Below are 22,089 nucleotides of genomic sequence, written 5' to 3' on the forward strand. Positions count from 1 at the left end.
TCCGTTTTGCTGACTATATAACCGTCATACTTCAAGTTGCATGTGCGTTAGCTGCACTTACTCACCCCAGTCACTTACTTATGTAAGCTCCTGGGAATTAATGAGAGGCTCCTGCCTCTCACCGGAGGCCAGCCTTCGGCTGGTCAAATTCGTTCCCGACGAATTTGTCGCTCACTTGCTACCTCCTGCAACTCGAATTATTTAGGTTATAGAGAAGTGAACTTGAAAAGGGATGAGAGAAAGTCCGGAGTGGCTAAGACTTTTTCCTGGTTAGCAGGCCGTTTGTTGCAAATTTGTGGGCAGGTTAACAATTACCCACGTCCCGCGCTGCGATTCCAGCGTCAGCTCGCCGCCCAGGGCGCTGACCCGCTCGCGCATGCCCTGAATACCGAATCCGGTAATTTTGTCCGGGCTGATACCGATACCGTTATCCTTCACTTCCAGGCGCAGCCACTCACCCTGCTGAAACAGGGTAATGGCGACCTCGCTGGCATCGGCGTGTTTACAGACGTTATTGAGCAACTCCTGCAGCAACCGATAGAGGGTAAAACGCACCGTTTCGCTCGCCGGGGTGGCGGTAAGCTGATAGTCAAAATGGCAGCGGATACCGCGCTCGGCAAAGGCAAACTCATTGAGCAGATGGTGTAGCGCCTCTTTAAACGACAGTTCGTCCAGGGCCGGGGGGCGCAGCTGGCGCAGCAGCTGGCGGGTGGAGTGGTGAATACGCCGCGCGAGCTCGTTAATCTGGCTGGCGGCGGCCTGGGTTTGCGCCGGATCGCGCGCCCGTTTCACCAGCTGCGACTGGATCTGAATGGCGGTGATGTTCTGACCGATTTCGTCGTGCAGTTCGCGCGCCAGGCTTTTGCGGGTGTCTTCTTCGGTGTGGATCAGCTTTTCGGTCAGCGCCCGTCGCGCCGCCAGCTCCGTTTCCAGCCGCTGGCGATAGTGATGCAGGTTTTGCGCCAGGTGCTGCTGGCGGCTGATGGCAATGCCCAGCCCGATGCCGAGCAGCGCCTGAGTCGCCAGAAAAATTTCCAGCTCCACCAGATTGCTGAATCCGACGCCAACCTGGCGGGCGATGGTGATCATCATGCTGCCCAGCAGGCCGGAGAGGACGCCGCCCTGCCAGCCGAACTTCCACGCCATGACCACGTTGGGCAGAAACACCATAATTAACAGCAGGCGCTCGATTTCCGGCGACAGCACCATCTGGGTGCCGATGCCGATAATAAAGAACAGGCTGCACCAGATGATTAACGAAGTGCGCAAGGGCGGATTGTTGGTATCCAGCCCCAGCAGGTGGTAGCGGTGCTGCTGGCGCAGGAATTCAAAAATCAGATAGACAAACGGCGTCAGCAGCACGCCGCCGGTAAACGAGGCCAGACCGAGCATCATCGCCGGACTTTTGACAAACGACGAGAGCAGGGCAGTGTTGAGTAATGCGCTGGCGGTCACCGTGGCCAGCAGCAGCGTCAGCCGCTGCCAGTAGAGGGGAAAACGATGCCAGCACTGTTGGGCGAGAGCGGCAGGGAGCAGGCTAATCAACGGCGCGGCCAGCAGAATATAGCCGTTCAGCAGCTGTTCGCTGCGCAGCCAGAGCAGTATCAGCAGCGGGGGGATCACCAGCGCGGGCCAGTAGCGGCGCGAAAGCAGGATCAGCAGCGCCAGATAGACGCCGTGCGGCAGGAACAGCGCCGCCTGCTGGCCGTTATGGGTCAGATAAAAGCCGAGCGTCCACAGCATCAGCCAGCCGCTTCCCCAGGCCAGCACAATGAACAGCGAAATGACCCCGTGGCGAAGGCTGCGCGACATTAATGCCCTGCCAGCAGCTGGTGGTCGAGAGCGAAGTGCACCAGTTCGATCGTGCTTTGGCAGTGCAATTTGCCCAGCACGTTGGCGCGATGGACATGCACCGTTTTGTGGCTGAGATCGAGTTTGAAGGCAATTTCTTTTACGCTATCGCCTTTGACCAGTAAATCAAACACTTCACGTTCACGCGGGGTGAGTCCCTCCAGCACCCTCGCCGGTTGTTCCCCGCCGCGCAGCGCCCGCAGCGCATCGGCGCACAGGTAGTGTCCGCCCATGCCGACAGAGCGGACCGCCTGAACTAACTCTTCCGGGCCGCAGCGCTTGGTCAGATAGCCGCTGGCGCCTGCATCGAGCGCGCTCTGTACAAAAGTCGGGGTGTCATAAATGCTGAGAATAATGGCGCGAAACTGCGGTTTTTGCGTGCGCAGGCGCTTGAGCAGACTCAGCCCGTTTTCATCCGGCATAGCGATATCCATGACCGCCACGTTGACGTCGTCGCGTAATAACGCCGGCCAGGCTTCCGCCGCGCTGCTGAACTGGCCAACGATGTCGAGATCCTCTTCGAGACTGAGTAGCTGCGCAAAACCGGAACGCACCACCACATGGTCATCGACCAGCACTACACGAATCATGTTCATACTCTCTTAGCGAATCATGATTGTATGATGCCTGCCGCCGCTGCGCTGGCAATCACCGGGGTGCGGATATGTAACGAATGTAACGAAATCTTAATAATTTGCCGGGTGCTATAGACCGGATAAGGCGCTTGCGCCGTCATCCGGCTGGGAAGGCTATCCGTAATGAGTGAAATAGCTAACCATTGCCGTTTTTTTTCTAAAAACGCTTTGTTCTTAGCAAGAATTTTTAATTACTTCATCAAATGCATCGCGCCGGAAATACTGCACCCATAACAACAACGGGAAGCAGACACTATGGCACTATCATCGCGTATCACACTTATTACCGCACTGGCACTGGCGGCATTCCAGGCCCAGGCGGTCAACGTCACCGTGGCGTATCAGACTTCCGCAGAGCCGGCGAAAGTCGCCCAGGCGGACAACACCTTTGCCAAAGCGAGCGGCGCAACCGTTGACTGGCGAAAATTCGATAGTGGCTCGAGCATCGTGCGGGCGCTGGCTTCCGGCGATGTACAAATCGGCAACCTCGGTTCCAGTCCGCTGGCGGTTGCCGCCACGCAGCAGGTGCCGATTGAAGTGTTCCTGCTGGCGTCAAAGCTCGGAAACTCTGAAGCGCTGGTAGTGAAGAAGAGCATCAGCAAACCGCAGGACCTGATCGGTAAACGCATTGCGGTACCGTTTATCTCCACAACCCATTACAGCCTGCTGTCGGCGCTCAAACACTGGGGCATTAAGCCGGGACAGGTGCAGATTATCAACCTGCAGCCGCCGGCGATTATTGCCGCCTGGCAGCGCGGAGACATTGACGGCGCCTACGTCTGGGCTCCGGCGGTGAACGAACTGGAAAAAGAGGGCAAAGTGCTGACCGACTCATCCCAGGTGGGGGAGTGGGGCGCGCCGACGCTGGATGTCTGGGTGGTACGCAAAGATTTTGCCGAGAAACACCCTGAGATTGTGAAAGCCTTTGCCAAAAGCGCGATCGATGCCCAGCAACCGTACATTGCCAACCCGGATGCGTGGCTGAAGCAGGCGGATAATATCAGCAAGCTGTCGCGCCTGAGCGGCGTGCCGGATGCCGATGTTCCGGGGCTGGTAAAAGGCAATACCTATCTGACCGCCGCCCAGCAGGCTCAGGAGCTGAATGGTCCGGTGAATAAAGCGATCGTCGACACCGCCAGGTTCCTCAAAGAGCAGGGTAAAGTCCCGGCGGCCGGCACCGACTACAGCCAGTACGTAACCGACCGTTTTGTGAAGTAAAGGAGGCCACGATGCTGCAAATCTCGCATCTTTCCGCCGACTACGGCGGTAAACCGGCGCTGGCGGATATCAACCTGACGCTGGACAGCGGCGAACTGCTGGTGGTCCTGGGGCCCTCCGGCTGCGGTAAAACCACGCTGCTGAACCTGATTGCCGGATTCGTGCCTTATCAGCACGGCAGCATCACCCTCGAAGGCCAGCGGGTAGAAGGGCCGGGCGCCGAGCGCGGCGTGGTCTTTCAGCATGAAGGGCTGCTGCCCTGGCGCAATGTACAGGATAACGTCGCGCTGGGACTCCAGCTGGCGGGTGTGGATAAAGCCGCGCGCCGGGAAACCGCGGCGCGGATGCTGAAGAAAGTGGGACTCGAAGGGGCGGAAAAGCGCTTTATCTGGCAGCTCTCCGGCGGCCAGCGCCAGCGGGTCGGCATTGCCAGAGCGCTGGCGGCAAACCCGCAGCTACTGTTGCTGGATGAGCCGTTTGGCGCGCTGGATGCCTTCACCCGCGAGCAGATGCAAACCCTGCTGCTTAACCTGTGGCACGAGACCGGCAAGCAGGTACTGCTGATTACGCATGACATTGAAGAGGCCGTATTTATGGCCACCGAACTGGTGCTGCTATCGCCGGGGCCGGGCCGGGTGCTGGAGCGGCTGCCGCTGAATTTTGGTCGCCGCTTTATCGCCGGCGAGTCATGCCGCAGCATTAAATCTGACCCGCAGTTTATCGCACAGCGTGAATATGTCCTGAGCCGGGTATTTGAACAACGGGAGGCCTTCTCATGAGCGTGGTGATTAATGACAAACCACAGCCGCGGACGCTGAAGTGGCGCTGGCCGCTCTCCCGCCAGCTGACGCTGAGTTTCGTCACGCTGGCGGTGCTGCTGGTTGTCTGGTGGGGCGTGACGGCCCTGCAGCTGATTAGCCCGCTGTTTCTTCCGCCGCCGCAGCAGGTATTACAGAAACTGATCGCCATTGCCGGTCCGCAGGGCTTTATGGATGCTACGCTCTGGCAACATCTGGCGGCGAGCCTGACGCGGATCGCGATCGCCCTGGTCGCGGCGACGATCCTTGGCGTGCCGGTCGGGATCGCCATGGGCCTGAGCCCGACGATCCGCGGGATTCTCGATCCGCTGATCGAACTGTATCGACCGGTGCCGCCGCTGGCCTGGTTGCCGCTGGTGATCATTTGGTTCGGCATTGGCGAAACGCCAAAAATATTGCTGATTTATCTCGCGATTTTTGCGCCAGTGGTGATGTCGACGCTGGCGGGAGTGAAAAGCGCCCAGCAGGTACGGATTCGCGCCGCGCAGGCATTGGGCGCCAGCCGGGCGCAGGTGCTGTGGCTGGTGATTTTGCCCGGCGCATTACCGGAAATTCTCACCGGCCTGCGTATCGGGCTCGGGGTGGGCTGGTCAACGCTGGTGGCCGCTGAACTGATTGCCGCCACCCGCGGATTAGGTTTTATGGTGCAGTCCGCCGGTGAGTTTCTCGCCACCGATGTGGTGCTGGCCGGCATCGCGGTGATTGCGATCATCGCCTTTTTACTGGAACTGGGGCTGCGCGCGTTGCAGCGGCGCCTGACGCCCTGGCATGGAGAAGTACAATGAGCGAACGTTTAAGCATTACCCCGCTGGGCCCCTATATTGGCGCGCAGGTTTCCGGCGTCGATATTACCCGCCCGCTGAGCGACAACCAGTTTGAGCAGCTGTATCACGCGGTGCTGCGCCATCAGGTGGTGTTCCTGCGCGAGCAGAACATCACCCCCGAGCAGCAGAGGGATCTTGCCCTGCGCTTTGGCGACCTGCATATTCATCCGGTTTATCCCCATGCGCCGGGCGTTGATGAGATTATCGTTCTCGATACCCACGACGATAATCCGCCGGATAACGATAACTGGCACACCGATGTTACCTTTATTGCGACGCCGCCTGCCGGGGCGATCCTCGCGGCAAAAGAGCTGCCTTCAACCGGCGGCGATACTCTGTGGACCAGCGGCATTGCGGCGTATGAGGCGCTCTCTGAGCCTTTGCGCCAGCTGTTAAGCGGCCTGCGCGCGGAGCATGATTTCCGTAAATCGTTCCAGGAGTATAAATATCGCAAAAGCGAAGAGGAGCATCAGCGCTGGCTGGAGGCGGTCGCCAAAAATCCGCCGCTGCTACACCCGGTGGTGCGTACCCATCCGGTGACCGGCAAACAGGCGCTGTTTGTCAATGAGGGGTTCACCACCCGCATTGTCGACGTGACGGAAAAAGAGAGCGAGGCGCTGCTCGGCTTCCTGTTCGCCCACGTCACGAAGCCGGAGTTTCAGGTACGCTGGCGCTGGCAGCCGAACGACGTGGCGATTTGGGATAACCGCGTCACCCAGCACTACGCCAACGCCGATTACCTGCCGCAGCGGCGCATTATGCATCGGGCGACGATTCTCGGGGATAAGCCCTATTATCGGGCAGGATAATCAACATTAGCTTGTAGCCCGGCTAAGACGCAGCGCGCCGCAAGCCGGGAAAGGCTTTTATGCCGATTTTTGCGCGTCCAGATGTACCCCAATATAGCGCTGATAGCGGTTGGCCTTCAGATAGGTCAAATCCACCAGCACCAGACCATCCACGCAGTTGTTGAAATCCGGGTCGCTGCCGAAATCGATAAACTGCACGCCGCCCGGCTCGCAGACTTCCGAGTACTGCTTATACAGCGGCGGGATCGCGCAGCCGAGGTTGCCGAGCAGGGATTTCAACCGCGCCAGGTCGTCGTTGTAATCTTCCCCGCCAAACTGCGCCAGCACATCCGGCAGTGAGGCAGGATACGGGCGACGGGATTCCGCCAGCGGATGCGTCGCCGGGAACCACAGACGGTAGAATGCCACCAACAGATCGCGAGCCGCGGGCGGCAGGCCACCGGAAATGGAGACCGGGCCGAACAGATAGCGATAGTGCGGGTAGCGCGCCAGCCAGGCCCCGATGCCGCACCACAGATAATCCAGCCCGCGACGCCCCCAGTAGCGCGGCTGAATAAAGCTCCGACCCAGTTCAATCCCGTGGGTGAGGATATCCTCCATCCGCGCATCGTAGTGAAACAGGCTGTAGCTATAGATCCCTTCCAGGCCGCGTTTTTCCAGCTGCATGGCGGTAGGCATAAAGCGATAGGCACCGACGATTTCCAGGTCCTCTTCGTCCCACAGAATCAGGTGCAGGTAATCGTCATCATAGCCGTCGACATCGCGGCGTTTGCCGCTGCCTTCGCCGACCGCGCGAAAGGCAATCTCGCGCAGGCGACCCAGCTCGCGCAGCAGCGGCGCATCTTCCTTGCCGCCGCGCTGCCACAGATAGATGACTTTGCCATCTGCCGTGCGCCCGAGGCACTCCGCCTGGCTGAGTTCGCGCTTAAGCAGGGCGCGATCCTCGGGACGCGCAATTGCGCTTTCCGTTTTAAACCCCCCCGGCATCCCTTTGCCCAGTCGCTCAACGTGACGATAGACGCGATCCGTCAGTTCGCGCGTAGACGTTTGCGCGCTGTACCACGAGGACCAGGCAATTTGTTGGCCGATAGCGATCGGCAGGCTGCTGTTACGCCGGCGGAACATTTGCTGCATCAGCAGCAGCAGAGGAAGATTGTCGGAGAGCAGAGTGCTGGCGTAAAACAGCGCGCTGTTGTGCGCCCGGATCCATACCGGGAGCAGCGGGGCGCGGTACCTGGTTGCCAGTTTGATAAAGCCAGAGTGCCATTTTTTATCGCGGATCCCCCGGCGCGTCAGGCGCGAGACTTCTCCCGCCGGGAAAAAGATCAGTACGCCGCCGTTCTGCAACTGGTGATCCATCTGTTGCAGCGCGGTTTTGGCGGTACGGCCGTTGATATTATCAACGGGAATAAACAGCGAGCTCAGCGGTTCAAGATGGGTTAACAGGCGGTTAGTCACCACTTTGACATCGCGGCGCACGCGGGAAACGGCATAGAGTAGCGCAAGGCCGTCAAGCGTGCCGGTGGGGTGGTTAGCGACGATCACCAGCGGACCGTGTTCAGGGATTTGTTCCAGATCGTGCGCCGGAATTGCGCAGCGGATATTGAGATGTTCAAGCACCTGTTCGACCGTATCAAGCCCTTTCAGGTGGCGATGGCGAGCGGCAAATTGTTGAAACTCCTCCTCATGGAGTAATTTTTTGAGTAGTTTTTTTTGCCAGGGGGCAGGCCTCGCCTGAGGCCACAGGTCGTCGAGTACATTGTCGAGACTAAACATAGCGCTTCCTCCTCCGTCCTGCCCAGACAGTAGAAGGTGCAGATGTCGCTCAGATTACAGTTGAGTGAAGATTTGGGACTGGCGCAAGTCCATTGCCCCGGGCTGCGGCTGGCGCCTGGCCCGGGTTACCGGAGCCCCGGTAAGCGTAGCGCCACCGGGGGAATGACAGGGAATTAACGCAGGATTTTCTTTTCAGCCAGATCGAGGGCGAAGTAGCTGAAGATCAGATCGGCACCGGCGCGCTTAATGGCGCCCAGGCTTTCCAGCACCACTTTTTCTTCGTCGATAGCGCCGGCCTGAGCGGCAAATTTGATCATCGCGTATTCGCCGCTCACCTGGTAGGCGCCGAGGGGCAGATCGCTGCGCTCGCGGATATCGCGCAGAATATCAAGATAGGCGCCGGCCGGTTTGACCATCAGGCAATCTGCGCCCTGGGCTTCATCCAGCAAGGATTCGCGAATGGCTTCACGGCGGTTCATCGGGCTCATCTGATAGGTTTTACGATCGCCTTTCAGCGCGGTACCGGCCGCTTCGCGGAACGGGCCATAGAATGAAGAGGCAAACTTGGTGGAGTAGGACATGATGGCTGTCCGGGTAAAACCGGCGGCGTCCAGCGCCTGGCGAATCGCCTGCACCTGACCATCCATTGCCGCAGAGGGGGCAATAAAATCGGCGCCCGCCGCAGCGGCAACCACCGCCTGTTTGCCAAGGTTCACCAGGGTAGCGTCGTTGTCGACGCCGTGATCGCATAATACGCCGCAGTGGCCGTGTGAGGTGTATTCACAGAAGCAGGTATCGGACATGACAATCATCTCCGGTACGGCATCCTTACTGATGCGTGACATACGCGCCACCAGGCCGTTCTCATTCCAGGCATCGCTGCCGGTCGCGTCGGTGTGGTGCGAAATACCGAAGGTCATCACCGAGCGGATACCGGCGTTGGCGATACGCTCGATTTCCCGCGCCAGGTATTTTTCCGGAATGCGCATCACGCCAGGCATGGCCTCGATGGCTTTGTAATCGTCGATTTCTTCTTCAACAAAGATCGGCAACACCAGGTCGTTCAAACTCAGTGTTGTCTCTTCAAACATGGCGCGCAGCGCAGCGGATTGACGCAAACGGCGGGGGCGAGTGATTAAATCTGTCATGGTTTGCCTGATTTTGTGAAATGAAAGAGCGCAGTATACCTGAGTTTGCGTACGGGTGTTTTACGAAAGTGGCTCAAAAGTGGCCCGTGCAAGGGACGGCGATAATGAGAGTGTGAATCTAATAGGTGTGATGAATTAAACATACTAGCAGGTGATATTTTTATTTTTTTTGCATGTGTTAACTATTGATGAATTTATTGACTTTTGAAAAACATTGAATCTTATTCCGATTTATTCATTGGGTTTTTGTTTTGGGGTTTAAATATTAATTTGTTGTATGGTATGCCTGCTTCTTTTTAATTAACTGAAATTATTTGTTTTTCTTTTTTAAACTACCGGCTTGTATCATGAGATTATTGTCCGGTTTCGGACTTTAGGTGAAGAATAATTGAACCTTTCTCTGGTGATACCGCATAATCGTTGTCGCGAAGCATAATAATATTCTTCTATGCATTAATAATTGATGGATCAACGATATTACGTCCCCGAGGAGGGATGACAAATGCACCCTTGGAAAAAGAAATTTGTAGTTTCACAATTAGCATTAGCCTGCACTTTGGCAGTCACCTCTCAGGCAAGTGCTTCTACTGATATTTCTGGAACCACCTATACAACATTTAAACATTATAATGACGCAGCCTATGCTGACGGCGTTTACTATAATGGTTATGTCGGCTGGAATAATTACGCGACTGATAGTATTTATAATGGTGATATTTATCCGGTAATTAATAAAGCTGTCGTCAATGGCGTGATCTCTACTTACTATCTGGATGATGGGCTTGCAACCAACACCAATAGCAATAGTCTGACCATTAAAGACAGCACAATTCATGGGATGATCACCTCTGAGTGCATGACTACCGTTTGTGTAGATCGCGATGCTACCGGTTATGTTTATGACCGTCTGGCGCTGACCGTTGATAACTCAACCATTGATGATAACTATGAACATTATACCTATAACGGTACGCATGCTGATGGCACCGTAGATACCCATATTGTTGACGTTTATGACCTTGGGACAGCTATTACGCTGGATCAAGAGGTGGATCTGGTTATCAAAAATAACTCCCATGTCGCGGGTATTGATCTGACTCAGGGTTATGAGTGGAGAGATACTGACGATAATACTGTCAGCACGGGCGTCGACAGCAGCGAAGTATTTCATAACGCAATCAATGTGATGGACTCTACCGTGACGTCAGGTTCATGGTCAGATGAAGGCACCTCTGGTTGGTTCGGTAACAACAATAATGCCAGCACTTATAGCGGTACCGGTTTTAATGCCGATGATATTGCGATCTCTGCCATCGCAAATCCGCATGCGGATAACGCGATGCAGACGACCGTTAACCTCACAAATTCTACCCTCATGGGCGATATCCTGTTTTCCAGTAATTTTGACGAGAATTTCTTCCCGAATGGTGCGGACAGCTATCGTGATACCGATTCTGCGGTAGATACTAACGGTCGGGATGGTACTGACCGTATGGATGTCACGTTAAATAACGGCAGTAAGTGGGTAGGGGCAGCGATGTCCATGCATCAAGTAGATTCCGATGGCGATGGCGTTTATGACAGCTTTGCTGTGGGTACTGAAGCAACTGCAACGCTGCTTGATATTACCGCGAATAGCCTCTGGCCATGGTCGACTTATGGTATCAATAACAGCGACACGGCCTATGATGAAAACGGCCATGTCATTGGCAACGAAGTCTACCAGAGTGGTCTGTTTAATGTGACGTTGAACGGCGGCTCGCGCTGGGATACTACCAAAACTTCTCTGATTGATACCTTGAGCATCAACGGTGGTTCTGTCGTGAGCGTAGCGGATTCCACCCTGGTTTCTGACACGATCTCTCTGACCGGCGGTTCTGCGCTGAAAATCAATGAAGATGGCCATGTAGCGACCAACGCACTGACCATTGATAATAGTAACGTAACGATTGCCGATGATGTCTCCGCTGGCTGGGGCGTGGATGATTCCGCACTGTATGCCAACACAATCAATATCACTAACAATGGTATGTTGGATATGGGCAATAGCACGGCGTACGCGCTGCAGGCCGATACGCTGAATCTGACCAGTGCGACGGATACACACGGGAATGTGCATTCTGGTGTGCTGAAAGTACATAGCAATAACTTCGTGCTGAATGCCGATCTCACGAACGATCGTACTAATGACACCACCAGGTCTAATTACGGCTACGGCACAATCGCGATGAACTCTGATGGTCATCTGACCGTGAATGGTAATGGTGACGCCGACACGTCTTTCGACCAGTCCGAAGTGGATAACGCAGGCGACAACGTTGCGGCCGCAACCGGCAATTACAAGGTTCGTATTGATAATGCGGATGGTAAGGGTTCTATTGCTGATTACAAAGGTAAAGAGCTGGTTTATGTTAACGACAAAAACAGCACTGCCACCTTTTCTGCGGCTAACAAAGCCGATCTCGGTGCTTACACCTACCAGGCTAAGCAGGAAGGCAACACCGTTGTTATGGAGCAGAGCCGGCTGACCGACTATGCGAACATGGCGCTGAGCATCCCGTCTGCCAACAGCAATATCTGGAATCTGCAGCAGGATACCGTGGCGACTCGCCTGACCCAGTCGCGTCATGGTCTGACCGATAACGGGGGGGCCTGGGGAAGCTACTTTGGCGGTAGCTTCAACGGTGACAACGGCACTATCAGCTACGATCAGAATGTTAACGGCGTCATGGTGGGTCTTGATAGCAAAATTGACGGTAACGATGCTAAGTGGATCGTCGGTGCTGCGGCGGGCTTTGTGAAAGGCGATCTGAGCGATCGTAGCGGTCAGGTGGATCAGGACAGCCAGACGGCTTACCTCTACACTTCAGCTCATTTTGCAAACAACTTTTTTCTTGACGGTTCTGTTAACTACTCTCACTTCAACAACGAACTGTCGGCCAACATGAGTAACGGTCAGTACGTTGACGGCAGTACCTCTTCAGATGCCTGGGGCTTTGGTCTGAAGCTGGGCTATGACGCGAAGTTGGGTCATGCTGGCTATGTGACGCCGTATGGCAGCATATCTGGTTTATTCCAGTCTGGTGACGACTATCGCCTGAGCAATGGCATGAAAGTGGGTGGTCAGTCTTACGACAGTATGCGCTATGAGCTGGGCGTTGATGCGGGTTATACCTTTACCTACGGTAATGATCAGGCGCTGACGCCTTACTTCAAACTGGCCTATGTGTATGACGATGCCAGCAATCACGCTGACGTAAACGGTGATTCGATCAATAACGGTACCGAAGGTTCTGCGGTTCGTGTTGGGCTGGGTACGCAGTTCAGTTTTACCCGCAACTTCAGCGCCTACTCGGATGTTAGCTATCTCGGCGGTGGTGATGTGGATCAAGACTGGGCCGCTAACGTGGGCGTTAAATATACCTGGTAAGATTATTTACAGTGAGAAAAACATTGTAGATATTTAATCGAAGACTATGCCCGTCAAGGATTTGACGGGCATTATTGTCAGGAACGAATCAATGTTATCGCTGAGTAAACCGCTTGATGCATTTGGTCAGCTAGATCCATACTTGTCCAGATATGGCACTCACTTCGAGTTTTGTCGTGAAAAACAGATTATATTTGTTAATGATATACATTGCGCCGAAACGGTTGTCATTCTGGAGGGCGTGATTTCTCTGCGTAGAAACGAAAATATACTCATTGGCATCGCCCAGGCTCCTTTTATTATCGGGTTGGCTGATGGCGTGATGAAAAATGAGATCCGATATCAATTAATGACGGAAGGGAAATGTAAGGGTTACCACCTTCCTTCTTCACAAGCGCTTAAAATAGTTGAACAGAATAATTTGTGGCGCGACGCATTCTGTTGGTTGGTATGGCATAGTCGTATTATGGAACAACGCGATTTACAATTGATTGGTCATAATTCCTATGAACAAATTCGGGCGACGTTACTGTCGATGATTGACTGGGATGAAAAATTGCGTTTTCGTATTGGAGTGATGAATTATATTCATCAAAAAACGCGTATTTCACGCTCTGTCGTTGCCGAAGTACTTGCCGCCCTGCGCAAGGGCGGATATATCGAGATGGATAAAGGCAAACTGGTTAGCATCAACCATTTGCCTTCAGATTATTAATTCGGTCGCGAGAATAAATCAGGACTCCGGGATTGACGCCGGCTGTCCGCCGCTGAGTTCGCTGACCAGATCGTTAATACCGTTGCTCATATTACTAAAGCGGGTCAGCGATGAACGGGTGACCACCACAAAAGCGCCGATATTGGCCTGCGGGTTCATGGCCATATAGGTAATGAATCCGCCGCCGCCGCCGGTCTTTTGAATAATCCCCGGTTGGCCATTTTTCGGCTTCATATAGACCCAGCCAAGACCCAGGGCGTCAGCTTTGCCCGGCACATCCATACCGATAACCCGTGTTAGCTGGTTACGTTGATAAATTAACGTCTGCATACGGTCAGCCTGCTGCCCGCGGGTGTAGAAATCGGAGGAAAGGAACTGCTGCATCCAGCGCATCATATCGCCCGGCGTCGAGTAGACGCCGCCGCTGCCGATCGCTGCCAGCGTATTGTTGCACGGGCTGGCGCCTTTCTCGGCGACCATCAGACGGCGGCACTGATCCGGTGAGGGTGTAAAGGTGGTGTCTTTCATACCCAGCGGCCGGGTGATTTGCTCTTCAAATAGCTGCGGATAGGGTTTCCCGGCAGCCGTAGAGAGGGCGTCTGCCAGCAGATCAAACGCGAGGTTGGAGTAGGCGGCCTGCGACCCCGGGGCTGCTTTCAGCGATGCTGTCGACAACCACGACCAGCGATCCTGGCGCGTTGGCCAGACGAAGACCGGACGATGCGGCGCACCACCGGGCTGTTCGCGCGGCAGCGCGCTGGTATGGGTCGCCAGGTTGACCAACGTAATCGGCGTGCCCTGATACGTCGGCACCCGGGCACCCGGCGGCGCGTATTTACTGAGCGGGTCGTTGAGCTTCACGACGCCCTGATCGAGCATTTTTACCAGCATCTCGCTGGTCATCAGTTTACTCAGCGAAGCAATGCGGATAACCGAATCCAGCTGCGGATGCTCATTGTTGCCCGGACGCGTTTCGCCAAAGCTGCGAAACACGCGCTGGTTGCCATCAATAACAACCAGCGCCATGCCGGTGGCACCGCTACCGTAATAGATATGGTTGGCGTAACGATCGACTACATTGGCGGCAAATTCCGGGTCAACGATCGGTTGAGCTGCCTGGACCGATGTCCATGACGCCGCACACAGCGCAGCAAAAATAAGCAGACTACGTTTCAACTGGGGTATCCATAATGATAAGAGGAGATATAGGGCATATTTATACTACGAAGCGCGGCTGAACGAAGTGGAATAACGACAATATTTAGCAGAAAAACGTAACCGTGCGTAAAAAGGACTTTTTTATGCTTTCGGATATCCGCTTTCCCCGGTGGGCGCGTATGATGAGCGTTTGATGTATCGGGTGACGAGAGAGAAATATGGCGGCTCAACGAGTGGTGATGGTAGTAGATATGCAAAATGGCGTCTTTGCGACGCCGCGTATTGAGCGCGAACGCTGCGTCGCGCATATTAACCGTCTGATTCGCGCCGCGGATCGCGTGATTTTTATTCAGCATGCCGAGGACGGCGGTCTGGAAGAAGGGGGCGAAGGCTTTGCGCTGCTGGCGGAGCTGGAACCCCCCGCAGACGCCCTCTATGTCACGAAAACCGCCTGCGATGCGTTCTATAAAACATGTCTTGAGCAGGTACTGAGCGAGCAGCAAATCCACCAGTTCGTGATTTGCGGCTGCGCGACCGATTACTGTGTCGATACCACCATCAAAAATGGTGCCAGCCGCGGCTATGCCATCACCGTGGCTGAGGATGCGCACACCACGGCGAACCGTCCGGCTGCGCAGGCCGCAACGCTGATTGACCACTACAACGATGTCTGGCGTACGCTAACCGTACCCGGAAATCCTGTCCGCGTGAAATCCGTAGAAACAATTCTGGCCGAATGGCAGACGAACTAAGCTGCTGATATTTGGTCTCATCATCCGACCGCCCTCCCCAGGCTGCTACAGTGATGCGGCGGGCGTCTTCGTGGTACACAGCATAGCCAGAACGATAAAGAAGTTAGCAGGAGTAGATGATGTTTAAATCTTTTTTCCCCAAACCGGGGCCGTTTTTTCTTTCTGCCTTTGTCTGGTCGCTGCTTGCAGTGATCTTTTGGCAGGCGGGCGGTGGCGACTGGCTGCTGCGTTTAACCGGGGCATCACAAAATGTTGCCATCAGCGCTGCGCGATTCTGGTCGCTGAACTATCTGGTGTTTTATGCCTACTACGTTTTCTGCGTGGGCGTTTTTGCGCTGTTTTGGTTTACCTACAGCCCGCACCGCTGGCAATACTGGTCAATTCTCGGCACCTCTTTGATCATCTTCGTCACCTGGTTTCTGGTGGAAGTTGGGGTGGCGATCAACGCCTGGTATGCGCCGTTCTACGATCTGATCCAGACCGCGCTGGCCACGCCGCACAAAGTCAGTATTAACCAGTTCTATCAGGAAATTGGCGTGTTCCTTGGCATTGCGGTGATCGCGGTGATTATTGGCGTGATGAACAACTTCTTCGTCAGCCACTACGTTTTCCGCTGGCGTACGGCGATGAACGAACACTATATGGCCCACTGGCATCACCTGCGCCACATCGAAGGTGCCGCTCAGCGTGTGCAGGAAGATACCATGCGCTTTGCCTCCACCCTTGAGGATATGGGCGTGAGTTTTATCAACGCCGTCATGACGCTGATTGCCTTCCTGCCGGTGCTGGTTACGTTGTCTGAACACGTGCCGGATCTGCCGATTGTGGGCCATCTGCCGTATGGCCTGGTGATTGCAGCGGTGGTGTGGTCCCTGATGGGGACCGGTTTGCTGGCGGTCGTGGGGATCAAACTGCCGGGGCTGGAATTTAAAAACCAGCGCGTGGAAGCGGCATATCGTAAAGAGCTGGTGTATGGCGAAGATGATGAATCCCGCGCCACGCCGCCGACGGTGCGCGAGCTGTTTAGCGCCGTTCGTCGCAACTATTTCCGCCTCTATTTCCACTACATGTATTTCAACATCGCCCGCATTCTTTATCTGCAGGTGGATAACGTTTTCGGTTTGTTCCTGCTGTTTCCGTCGATCGTTGCCGGTACGATTACGCTGGGCCTGATGACGCAGATTACCAACGTGTTCGGCCAGGTACGCGGCTCGTTCCAGTATCTGATTAGCTCGTGGACGACGCTGGTGGAACTGATGTCCATCTACAAACGTCTGCGTAGTTTTGAACGCGAACTTGATGGTAAAGAGCTGCAGCCCGTTACCCAGACGCTAAACTGATTACCGATCCCTACCCATAGCAGAGGCAGACTGAAGGATGATACAGAGACAAGGAAAGTGCAGGGCAGCCGCGGTACCACGTCGAGTTTCCTGCGCCCTGACGCTGCTGGCTGGGGGGGTTCTGAGCGCCTGTACCAGCAACACGGCGCCGGTACTCAAAGAGGGCGAAAAGCCCGTTGACGTTGCCGCCGTGGTCAGGCAAAAAATGCCCGCCAGCGTGAAGGACAGGGACGAATGGGCGCAGGCGATTGCCAAAACCTTCGAAAGTCAGAAGCTGGCGCCGACGGAAGAGAACGTCTGTTCGGTGCTGGCGGTCGCGCAGCAGGAGTCCAACTATCAATCCGATCCGGTGGTGCCGGGGCTGAGCAAAATCGCCTGGCAAGAGATAGACCGCCGGGCCGAGAAGATGCATATCCCGGTTTTCCTTGTGCATACGGCGCTGAAAATTCCGTCACCCAACGGCAAAAGCTACAGCGAGCGGCTGGACAACGTGAAAACGGAAAAGCAGCTTAGCGCCGTGTTTGACGATTTTATCGGCATGGTGCCTATGGGGCAGAAGTTATTCGGTTCACTCAACCCGGTGCATACCGGTGGCCCGATGCAGGTGAGCATTGCTTTTGCCGAACAGCATACCGATGGCTATCCGTGGAAAATCAACGGCACCGTGCGCCAGGAGGTGTTCAGCCTGCGCGGCGGCCTGTGGTTTGGTACCTGGCACCTGCTCAACTATCCGGCAAACTACAGCGTGCCGCTGTACCGTTTTGCTGACTTTAACGCGGGCTGGTACGCCAGCCGCAATGCTGCGTTTCAGAATGCCGTCAGTAAAGCGAGCGGCGTGAAGCTGGCGCTGGACGGTGATTTAATTCGTTATGATAGCGATGATGCAGGGACGACGGAGCTGGCGGTACGCCGTTTAGCCGGGAAGCTGGCGATGAGCGATGATGACATCCACCGACAGTTGAAAAAAGGCGACAGCCTGGCGTTTGAAAAAACCGAACTGTACCAGCAGGTTTTCCGTCTGGCGGATAAGAAAGCAGGCAAAGCGCTGCCGCGAGAGATACTGCCGGGGATTCAGCTTGAGAGCCCTAAAATTACGCGCAATCTGACCACAGCCTGGTTTGCGAAACGCGTTGATGAGCGGCGGGCCAGCTGTATGGCGCGCCGCTAGCGATTATCGCTCCAGCGCAGGATAAGCCCCAGCGTTCCGATCAACAGGCCGCCGAACAGGAAGGGGATCAGACCAAACAGGGTCCCCACCGCCAGCCCAATCTTAATTCGCGGCGAGCTGTTGTCCTGGATTTGCATCAGGTGCTCGAAAACGCCGGGGGCATGTACCAGCATACTTAACATCTGCGCGCCGGCCCAGAAACAGAACAGCACAAACAGGGCATAGGCAATATTGCTGCGGGTGATGGCGCTTCTTTTTTTAGCGGCAATAAGTGATTTTGAAAAGGCGAACTCAGCCATCTTACCCTCCGAACTTGACTGACCTGCTGGTTTTGCATCGCGGCATAGCGATTATTCTGGCAGCGGGAAGGGTTTCTCAATATCAGATTGCTGGTAATTTACGACCAGGAATATTCCTGTTTTCTGTCCGGCGCGGGGGCGGATCATTGTGCAGAACTTAGAGCGATATCCCAATGTGTGATAATTCTCCCCGGGGCTACAGACCGCGGATTCCGGCTGTGCGAAGATGCTTTTTTTGTTGTCGGAGGGGCTATGAAACTCACTGAAAAAATCCGCCGTGACTGGCATTACTACGCGTTTGCGCTGGGATTAATTTTTATTCTGAACGGCGTGGTGGGGCTGCTGGGCTTTGAAACGCAAGGCTGGCAATCCTATGCCGTCGGGCTGGTGACCTGGGTGATTAGCTTCTGGATTGCCGGAAAGATTATCCGCCGCCGTCAGACCGGGGTGGAGGAAGCCTAGGCCGCACGCGTTCTCCGTGGCGGGAAGATGGGCTGGGCTTGAGGCGCTGCGCCTCAGATAGCCCGGGTAAGGCGCCACGCGCCGTCACCCGGGGAAAGAGCATCAGTTCATGGATGTCTTCAGCGCGCGGTCTGCCGCATGGCGCTCCAGCGCCAGTTCAATCAGGCGGCTGATCAGGCTGGTGTAGTCCAGGCCGCTGGCCTGCCACAGCTTCGGATACATACTGATGTTGGTAAAGCCTGGCAGCGTATTGATTTCGTTAATGATAACCTCGTTGTCTTCCGTCAGGAAAACATCAACGCGCGCCATGCCGCTGCAGCCCAGCGTCTGGTAGGCCTGAATGGCAACATCGCGGATTTTATCGTTGATATCGCTGGCAATGGCCGCAGGAACCACCACTTTCGCCCCCTGATCGTCGATGTACTTGGTATCGTAGGCGTAGAATTCGCTGTTCAGGACGATTTCGCCGCAGGTACTGGCCTGAGGATGATCGTTCCCCAGCACCGCACACTCAATTTCCCGTCCTTTAATCCCTTGTTCCACCACCACTTTATGATCGAATTCAAAGGCCAGCGCGACCGCCTGCTGGTACTGCTCTTCGGTGTTGACTTTGCTGACGCCTACCGAAGACCCCTGGTTGGCCGGTTTGACAAACAGCGGCAGGCCGAGTTTGTCTTTCACCTGCGTAAAGCTGAACTGCTGGCGATTGGCGCGGGTCAGGGTGATGAACGGGGCAATCGCCAGTCCGGCATCACGCAGCAGGCGCTTGGTGACGTCTTTGTCCATGCAGGCGGCGGACCCGAGGACGTCGGAGCCGACGAAGGGCAGGTTAGCCATGCGCAGCATCCCCTGCAGCGAGCCGTCTTCCCCGAGGGTACCGTGGACAATCGGGAAAATCACATCGATGGCGGCCAGCGGTTGGCCGCTGTCGGCGTCGATCAGCTGCTGCGCGTCACGGCCGGGAATTTGCGCCAGCGTGACGTCGGAAGGACGCAGGGCAATACGGGCAGGATCCTGCGGGTTTAACAGATAGTTTCCGGCATCGTTGATATGCCAGAGTCCCTGTTTATCAATGCCGAGCAGAACGACATCAAAGCGTGTTTTATCAATTGCTTCAACGATATTTTTCGCCGATTGCAGCGACACTTCATGTTCTGCCGACTTACCGCCAAAAACGATCCCAACCCTCATCTTAGCCATTTCAACTTCCATCCTGATGACAACAAAGCACATAACATAGCATGTGCAATGCGCGCATGGCTGCCAGAATGTTGCTCCCGGAAAGCGGCAGGCTAAAAGCTGTTCGATTGCCATCCAGTGCACCCTGCAGGTCAGCAGAACGCGCTGAAGGGGCGGCGGTTGGTCCTGATAATCTTCGATAAAAAATTTAATCGAGCGATAAAACACTAAACTCGGGCTCAGCGCATCTCTGGTAATACGTCGATGAGTGGAAATTGCTAAGCTAGGTAATAATTCACAAAAAATTAATGAATACGTGTAGTTATGGAATCCTGGAAGGTCAATCTCATCTCCGTCTGGTTTGGTTGCTTTTTCACCGGCCTGGCGATCAGTCAAATTCTGCCTTTTTTGCCGCTTTATGTTTCCCAGCTCGGCGTGACGTCTCACGAGGCTTTATCGATGTGGTCGGGGCTGACGTTCAGCGTCACCTTCCTGGTGTCGGCTATTGTCTCCCCCATGTGGGGCAGTCTGGCCGATCGGAAAGGGCGCAAGCTGATGCTGCTGCGCGCCTCCCTGGGTATGGCGATTGCCATTCTGCTTCAGGCCTTCGCCACCAACGTCTGGCAGCTGTTTATCCTGCGTGCGGTGATGGGGTTGACCTCAGGCTATATTCCGAACGCGATGGCGCTGGTGGCCTCTCAGGTGCCACGGGAACGCAGCGGCTGGGCGCTCAGTACGCTATCGACGGCGCAAATCAGCGGAGTTATCGGCGGGCCGCTGCTGGGCGGCTTTCTGGCCGACCATGTTGGGCTGCGGGCGGTCTTTTTTATCACCGCGATTCTGCTGACGGTCAGTTTTCTCGTCACGCTATTTCTGATTAAAGAGGGTGTCCGGCCGCAGACCAGCAAGGCCGATCGCTTAAGCGGCAGGGAAGTGCTGGCGTCGCTACCTTATCCGGGACTGGTGATTAGCCTGTTTTTCACAACCCTGGTCATTCAACTGTGCAATGGCTCTATTGGTCCGATACTGGCGTTGTTTATCAAGTCAATGGCGCCGGACAGCAACAATATCGCCTTTCTCGCCGGGATGATTGCCGCCGTGCCCGGGGTTTCCGCGCTGATCTCCGCGCCGCGTTTAGGCAAACTTGGCGATCGCATCGGAACCTCGCGCATCTTGCTGGCCACCTTGTGCTGCGCGGTGGTAATGTTTTTCGCCATGTCGTTCGTCACCACCCCGCTGCAGCTGGGCGTCTTGCGTTTCCTGCTGGGCTTTGCCGATGGCGCAATGCTGCCGGCGGTACAGACTCTGCTGCTCAAATACAGCAGCGATAAGGTGACCGGGCGTATTTTCGGTTATAACCAGTCGTTTATGTACCTGGGAAATGTGGTCGGGCCGCTGATCGGCGCTTCGGTATCGGCAATGGCCGGTTTTCGCTGGGTCTTTATTGCCACCGCCGTTATCGTGCTGATTAACCTTTGGCAGCTGGCCGTGATGCTGCAACGCAGTCGCCGTACCGCCGCCTAGTGCCTGTCTCCCGGCATTTACGCCTGCGCGTAAATGCCGCGTTCAGATCTCTCCCTTCCGCCCATCGCCGGCAAATGTCGCACTGATCACAAATTGATCATTTCTCTTCTTTTCCCTCTTTAAAATACAACTGTTACGCGTATACAGTTACGCATAACAGCACATGGAAAAGAGTTTTTATGAAAAATTTATTTGATTTATCCGGCAAGCGCGCGCTGATCACCGGCTCCGCCAGAGGTATTGGCTATCTGCTGGCGGAAGGCCTGGCGGAGTATGGGGCCGAGATTATTATCAACGACCGCACGCAGCAGAAAGCGGACGCTGCGGCACAGGCGCTGTGTGCGCAGGGCTATCGTGCGACGGGCGTGGCTTTTGATGTCACCCGCAGCGCCGAGGTTGAGCAGGCCGTTGCGCGGATTGAGGCGCAGATCGGGGCGATTGATATTTTGATTAACAACGCCGGGATCCAGCGTCGTTATCCCTTCACCGAATTTCCTGAGGATGAGTGGGACCAGGTTATTGAGGTTAACCAGAAAGGGGTTTTCCTTGTTTCTCAGCAGGTGGCTAAATATATGATGAGGCGCCGTTCCGGGAAAATAATTAATATTTGTTCAATGCAGAGTGAATTAGGTCGTAAGACTATTACACCGTATGCCGCATCGAAAGGGGCGGTCAAAATGCTGACGCGTGGAATGTGTGTCGAGTTGGCCGAATATAATATTCAGGTTAATGGTATTGCGCCGGGTTATTTTGCCACAGAAATGACCGCGGCATTAGTTAACGATCGGGATTTTTCTGCCTGGCTCTATCAAAGAACCCCCGCCGCGCGCTGGGGAAAACCGGAAGAATTAATTGGCGCCGCGGTCTATCTGGCCTCCCCGGCGGCTAATTTTGTGAATGGACATCTGTTGTTTGTTGATGGCGGGATGCTTGCCGCCGTGTGAGTCGTGCGTCGCCTTTTAGCGGCCGCACTCCGGCCGCCA

General features: G+C 55.2%; 19 protein-coding genes. 12 read left to right on the forward strand and 7 right to left on the reverse strand.

The features are described 5' to 3' along the window. Window positions 1-270: 270 nt before the first annotated feature. Together MC50_RS13795 and MC50_RS13800 are read right to left on the reverse strand one after the other, a co-directional pair. Window positions 271-1,812 (reverse strand): MASE1 domain-containing sensor histidine kinase, encoded by a 1,542-nt coding sequence (locus tag MC50_RS13795; protein WP_032689309.1) that lies wholly within the window; start codon window positions 1,810-1,812, stop codon window positions 271-273. Then, the gene (locus MC50_RS13800; RefSeq protein WP_032696630.1) at window positions 1,812-2,441 is read right to left on the reverse strand and encodes a response regulator transcription factor; all 630 of its coding nucleotides are present in this window, start codon (window positions 2,439-2,441) and stop codon (window positions 1,812-1,814) included. The genes MC50_RS13795 and MC50_RS13800 overlap by 1 nt, the downstream gene beginning before the upstream one ends. 300 nt (window positions 2,442-2,741) lie before the next feature. Between MC50_RS13800 and tauA the strand changes: the two genes are divergently transcribed. From tauA to tauD, 4 genes are read left to right on the forward strand one after another with little or no spacing between them, the layout of a single operon-like run. Next, entirely contained in the window at window positions 2,742-3,704 is a 963-nt protein-coding gene (tauA, locus tag MC50_RS13805; RefSeq protein WP_032689308.1) for a taurine ABC transporter substrate-binding protein, read from the forward strand. Window positions 3,705-3,715: 11 nt separating this feature from the next. Continuing rightward, on the forward strand, window positions 3,716-4,483 hold the full coding sequence (gene tauB / locus MC50_RS13810) for a taurine ABC transporter ATP-binding subunit (protein ID WP_032689307.1): 768 nt from the start codon (window positions 3,716-3,718) through the stop codon (window positions 4,481-4,483). After that, window positions 4,480-5,307, forward strand: a complete 828-nt coding sequence (gene tauC, locus MC50_RS13815; protein WP_032689306.1) for a taurine ABC transporter permease TauC — start codon at window positions 4,480-4,482, stop codon at window positions 5,305-5,307. Before tauB ends, tauC begins: the two co-directional genes overlap by 4 nt. Next, window positions 5,304-6,155 carry a taurine dioxygenase gene (gene tauD, locus MC50_RS13820; RefSeq protein ID WP_032696575.1) on the forward strand — a complete coding sequence of 284 codons (852 nt, stop codon included), beginning with the start codon at window positions 5,304-5,306 and terminating at the stop codon, window positions 6,153-6,155. The genes tauC and tauD overlap by 4 nt, the downstream gene beginning before the upstream one ends. Before the next feature lie 57 nt (window positions 6,156-6,212). On the opposite strand, the gene MC50_RS13825 is transcribed toward tauD, so the two are convergent. Together MC50_RS13825 and hemB are read right to left on the reverse strand one after the other, a co-directional pair. Further along, on the reverse strand, window positions 6,213-7,931 hold the full coding sequence (locus tag MC50_RS13825) for a lysophospholipid acyltransferase family protein (RefSeq protein WP_047664166.1): 1,719 nt from the start codon (window positions 7,929-7,931) through the stop codon (window positions 6,213-6,215). A 173-nt stretch (window positions 7,932-8,104) separates the two neighbouring features. Beyond that, the gene (gene hemB, locus MC50_RS13830) at window positions 8,105-9,079 is read right to left on the reverse strand and encodes a porphobilinogen synthase (RefSeq protein WP_004858446.1); all 975 of its coding nucleotides are present in this window, start codon (window positions 9,077-9,079) and stop codon (window positions 8,105-8,107) included. Window positions 9,080-9,581: 502 nt separating this feature from the next. Between hemB and ehaB the strand changes: the two genes are divergently transcribed. Further along, the gene (gene ehaB / locus MC50_RS13835) at window positions 9,582-12,509 is read left to right on the forward strand and encodes an autotransporter adhesin EhaB (protein ID WP_047664169.1); all 2,928 of its coding nucleotides are present in this window, start codon (window positions 9,582-9,584) and stop codon (window positions 12,507-12,509) included. 91 nt (window positions 12,510-12,600) lie between these two features. Beyond that, window positions 12,601-13,224, forward strand: coding sequence for a hydrogen peroxide resistance inhibitor IprA (gene iprA / locus MC50_RS13840; protein WP_047664171.1), 624 nt, complete (start codon window positions 12,601-12,603; stop codon window positions 13,222-13,224). Between the two features lie 18 nt (window positions 13,225-13,242). Here the strand turns inward: iprA and ampH are convergent, their stop codons facing one another. Then, entirely contained in the window at window positions 13,243-14,400 is a 1,158-nt protein-coding gene (gene ampH / locus MC50_RS13845) for a D-alanyl-D-alanine-carboxypeptidase/endopeptidase AmpH (protein ID WP_047664173.1), read from the reverse strand. Window positions 14,401-14,600: 200 nt separating this feature from the next. On the opposite strand from ampH, the gene MC50_RS13850 reads away from it, so the two are divergent. From MC50_RS13850 to MC50_RS13860, 3 genes are all read left to right on the forward strand, one after another. Then, on the forward strand, window positions 14,601-15,134 hold the full coding sequence (locus tag MC50_RS13850; RefSeq protein WP_046853038.1) for a cysteine hydrolase family protein: 534 nt from the start codon (window positions 14,601-14,603) through the stop codon (window positions 15,132-15,134). 119 nt (window positions 15,135-15,253) lie between these two features. Next, window positions 15,254-16,474, forward strand: coding sequence for a peptide antibiotic transporter SbmA (gene sbmA / locus MC50_RS13855; protein WP_032689300.1), 1,221 nt, complete (start codon window positions 15,254-15,256; stop codon window positions 16,472-16,474). Window positions 16,475-16,511: 37 nt separating this feature from the next. Next, entirely contained in the window at window positions 16,512-17,642 is a 1,131-nt protein-coding gene (locus tag MC50_RS13860) for a DUF1615 domain-containing protein (RefSeq protein ID WP_032689299.1), read from the forward strand. On the opposite strand, the gene MC50_RS13865 is transcribed toward MC50_RS13860, so the two are convergent. Then, a complete protein-coding gene (locus tag MC50_RS13865; protein ID WP_032696570.1) occupies window positions 17,639-17,941 on the reverse strand; it encodes a DUF2755 family protein in 303 nt (100 codons plus the stop codon). The genes MC50_RS13860 and MC50_RS13865 overlap by 4 nt on opposite strands. A 252-nt stretch (window positions 17,942-18,193) precedes the next feature. Between MC50_RS13865 and MC50_RS13870 the strand changes: the two genes are divergently transcribed. After that, complete coding sequence (locus MC50_RS13870; protein ID WP_004858472.1) at window positions 18,194-18,403, forward strand: DUF2754 family protein; 210 nt, start codon at window positions 18,194-18,196, stop codon at window positions 18,401-18,403. A gap of 102 nt (window positions 18,404-18,505) precedes the next feature. Here the strand turns inward: MC50_RS13870 and ddlA are convergent, their stop codons facing one another. Continuing rightward, a complete protein-coding gene (gene ddlA / locus MC50_RS13875) occupies window positions 18,506-19,603 on the reverse strand; it encodes a D-alanine--D-alanine ligase (protein WP_032689298.1) in 1,098 nt (365 codons plus the stop codon). A 303-nt stretch (window positions 19,604-19,906) separates the two neighbouring features. Between ddlA and MC50_RS13880 the strand changes: the two genes are divergently transcribed. Both MC50_RS13880 and idnO read left to right on the forward strand, forming a co-directional pair. After that, window positions 19,907-21,106: a multidrug efflux MFS transporter gene (locus MC50_RS13880; RefSeq protein ID WP_004858477.1), complete on the forward strand. Its 1,200-nt coding sequence runs from the start codon at window positions 19,907-19,909 to the stop codon at window positions 21,104-21,106. Between the two features lie 179 nt (window positions 21,107-21,285). Further along, window positions 21,286-22,050, forward strand: a complete 765-nt coding sequence (gene idnO / locus MC50_RS13885; RefSeq protein ID WP_047664174.1) for a gluconate 5-dehydrogenase — start codon at window positions 21,286-21,288, stop codon at window positions 22,048-22,050. The last annotated feature ends 39 nt before the right edge of the window (window positions 22,051-22,089 follow it).

The organism is Klebsiella planticola, from assembly GCF_000783935.2.
Lineage (GTDB): Bacteria > Pseudomonadota > Gammaproteobacteria > Enterobacterales > Enterobacteriaceae > Klebsiella > Klebsiella planticola.

What these genes read in the sequence shown, in the direction of transcription:
- MC50_RS13795 (WP_032689309.1), bottom strand. Translation starts at nt 1,812, where the DNA reads ATGTCGCGCAGCCTTCGCCACGGGGTCATTTCGCTGTTCATTGTGCTG.
- MC50_RS13800 (WP_032696630.1), bottom strand. Translation starts at nt 2,441, where the DNA reads ATGATTCGTGTAGTGCTGGTCGATGACCATGTGGTGGTGCGTTCCGGT.
- tauA (WP_032689308.1), top strand. Translation starts at nt 2,742, where the DNA reads ATGGCACTATCATCGCGTATCACACTTATTACCGCACTGGCACTGGCG.
- tauB (WP_032689307.1), top strand. Translation starts at nt 3,716, where the DNA reads ATGCTGCAAATCTCGCATCTTTCCGCCGACTACGGCGGTAAACCGGCG.
- tauC (WP_032689306.1), top strand. Translation starts at nt 4,480, where the DNA reads ATGAGCGTGGTGATTAATGACAAACCACAGCCGCGGACGCTGAAGTGG.
- tauD (WP_032696575.1), top strand. Translation starts at nt 5,304, where the DNA reads ATGAGCGAACGTTTAAGCATTACCCCGCTGGGCCCCTATATTGGCGCG.
- MC50_RS13825 (WP_047664166.1), bottom strand. Translation starts at nt 7,931, where the DNA reads ATGTTTAGTCTCGACAATGTACTCGACGACCTGTGGCCTCAGGCGAGG.
- hemB (WP_004858446.1), bottom strand. Translation starts at nt 9,079, where the DNA reads ATGACAGATTTAATCACTCGCCCCCGCCGTTTGCGTCAATCCGCTGCG.
- ehaB (WP_047664169.1), top strand. Translation starts at nt 9,582, where the DNA reads ATGCACCCTTGGAAAAAGAAATTTGTAGTTTCACAATTAGCATTAGCC.
- iprA (WP_047664171.1), top strand. Translation starts at nt 12,601, where the DNA reads ATGTTATCGCTGAGTAAACCGCTTGATGCATTTGGTCAGCTAGATCCA.
- MC50_RS13850 (WP_046853038.1), top strand. Translation starts at nt 14,601, where the DNA reads ATGGCGGCTCAACGAGTGGTGATGGTAGTAGATATGCAAAATGGCGTC.
- sbmA (WP_032689300.1), top strand. Translation starts at nt 15,254, where the DNA reads ATGTTTAAATCTTTTTTCCCCAAACCGGGGCCGTTTTTTCTTTCTGCC.
- MC50_RS13860 (WP_032689299.1), top strand. Translation starts at nt 16,512, where the DNA reads ATGATACAGAGACAAGGAAAGTGCAGGGCAGCCGCGGTACCACGTCGA.
- MC50_RS13865 (WP_032696570.1), bottom strand. Translation starts at nt 17,941, where the DNA reads ATGGCTGAGTTCGCCTTTTCAAAATCACTTATTGCCGCTAAAAAAAGA.
- MC50_RS13870 (WP_004858472.1), top strand. Translation starts at nt 18,194, where the DNA reads ATGAAACTCACTGAAAAAATCCGCCGTGACTGGCATTACTACGCGTTT.
- ddlA (WP_032689298.1), bottom strand. Translation starts at nt 19,603, where the DNA reads ATGGCTAAGATGAGGGTTGGGATCGTTTTTGGCGGTAAGTCGGCAGAA.
- MC50_RS13880 (WP_004858477.1), top strand. Translation starts at nt 19,907, where the DNA reads ATGGAATCCTGGAAGGTCAATCTCATCTCCGTCTGGTTTGGTTGCTTT.
- idnO (WP_047664174.1), top strand. Translation starts at nt 21,286, where the DNA reads ATGAAAAATTTATTTGATTTATCCGGCAAGCGCGCGCTGATCACCGGC.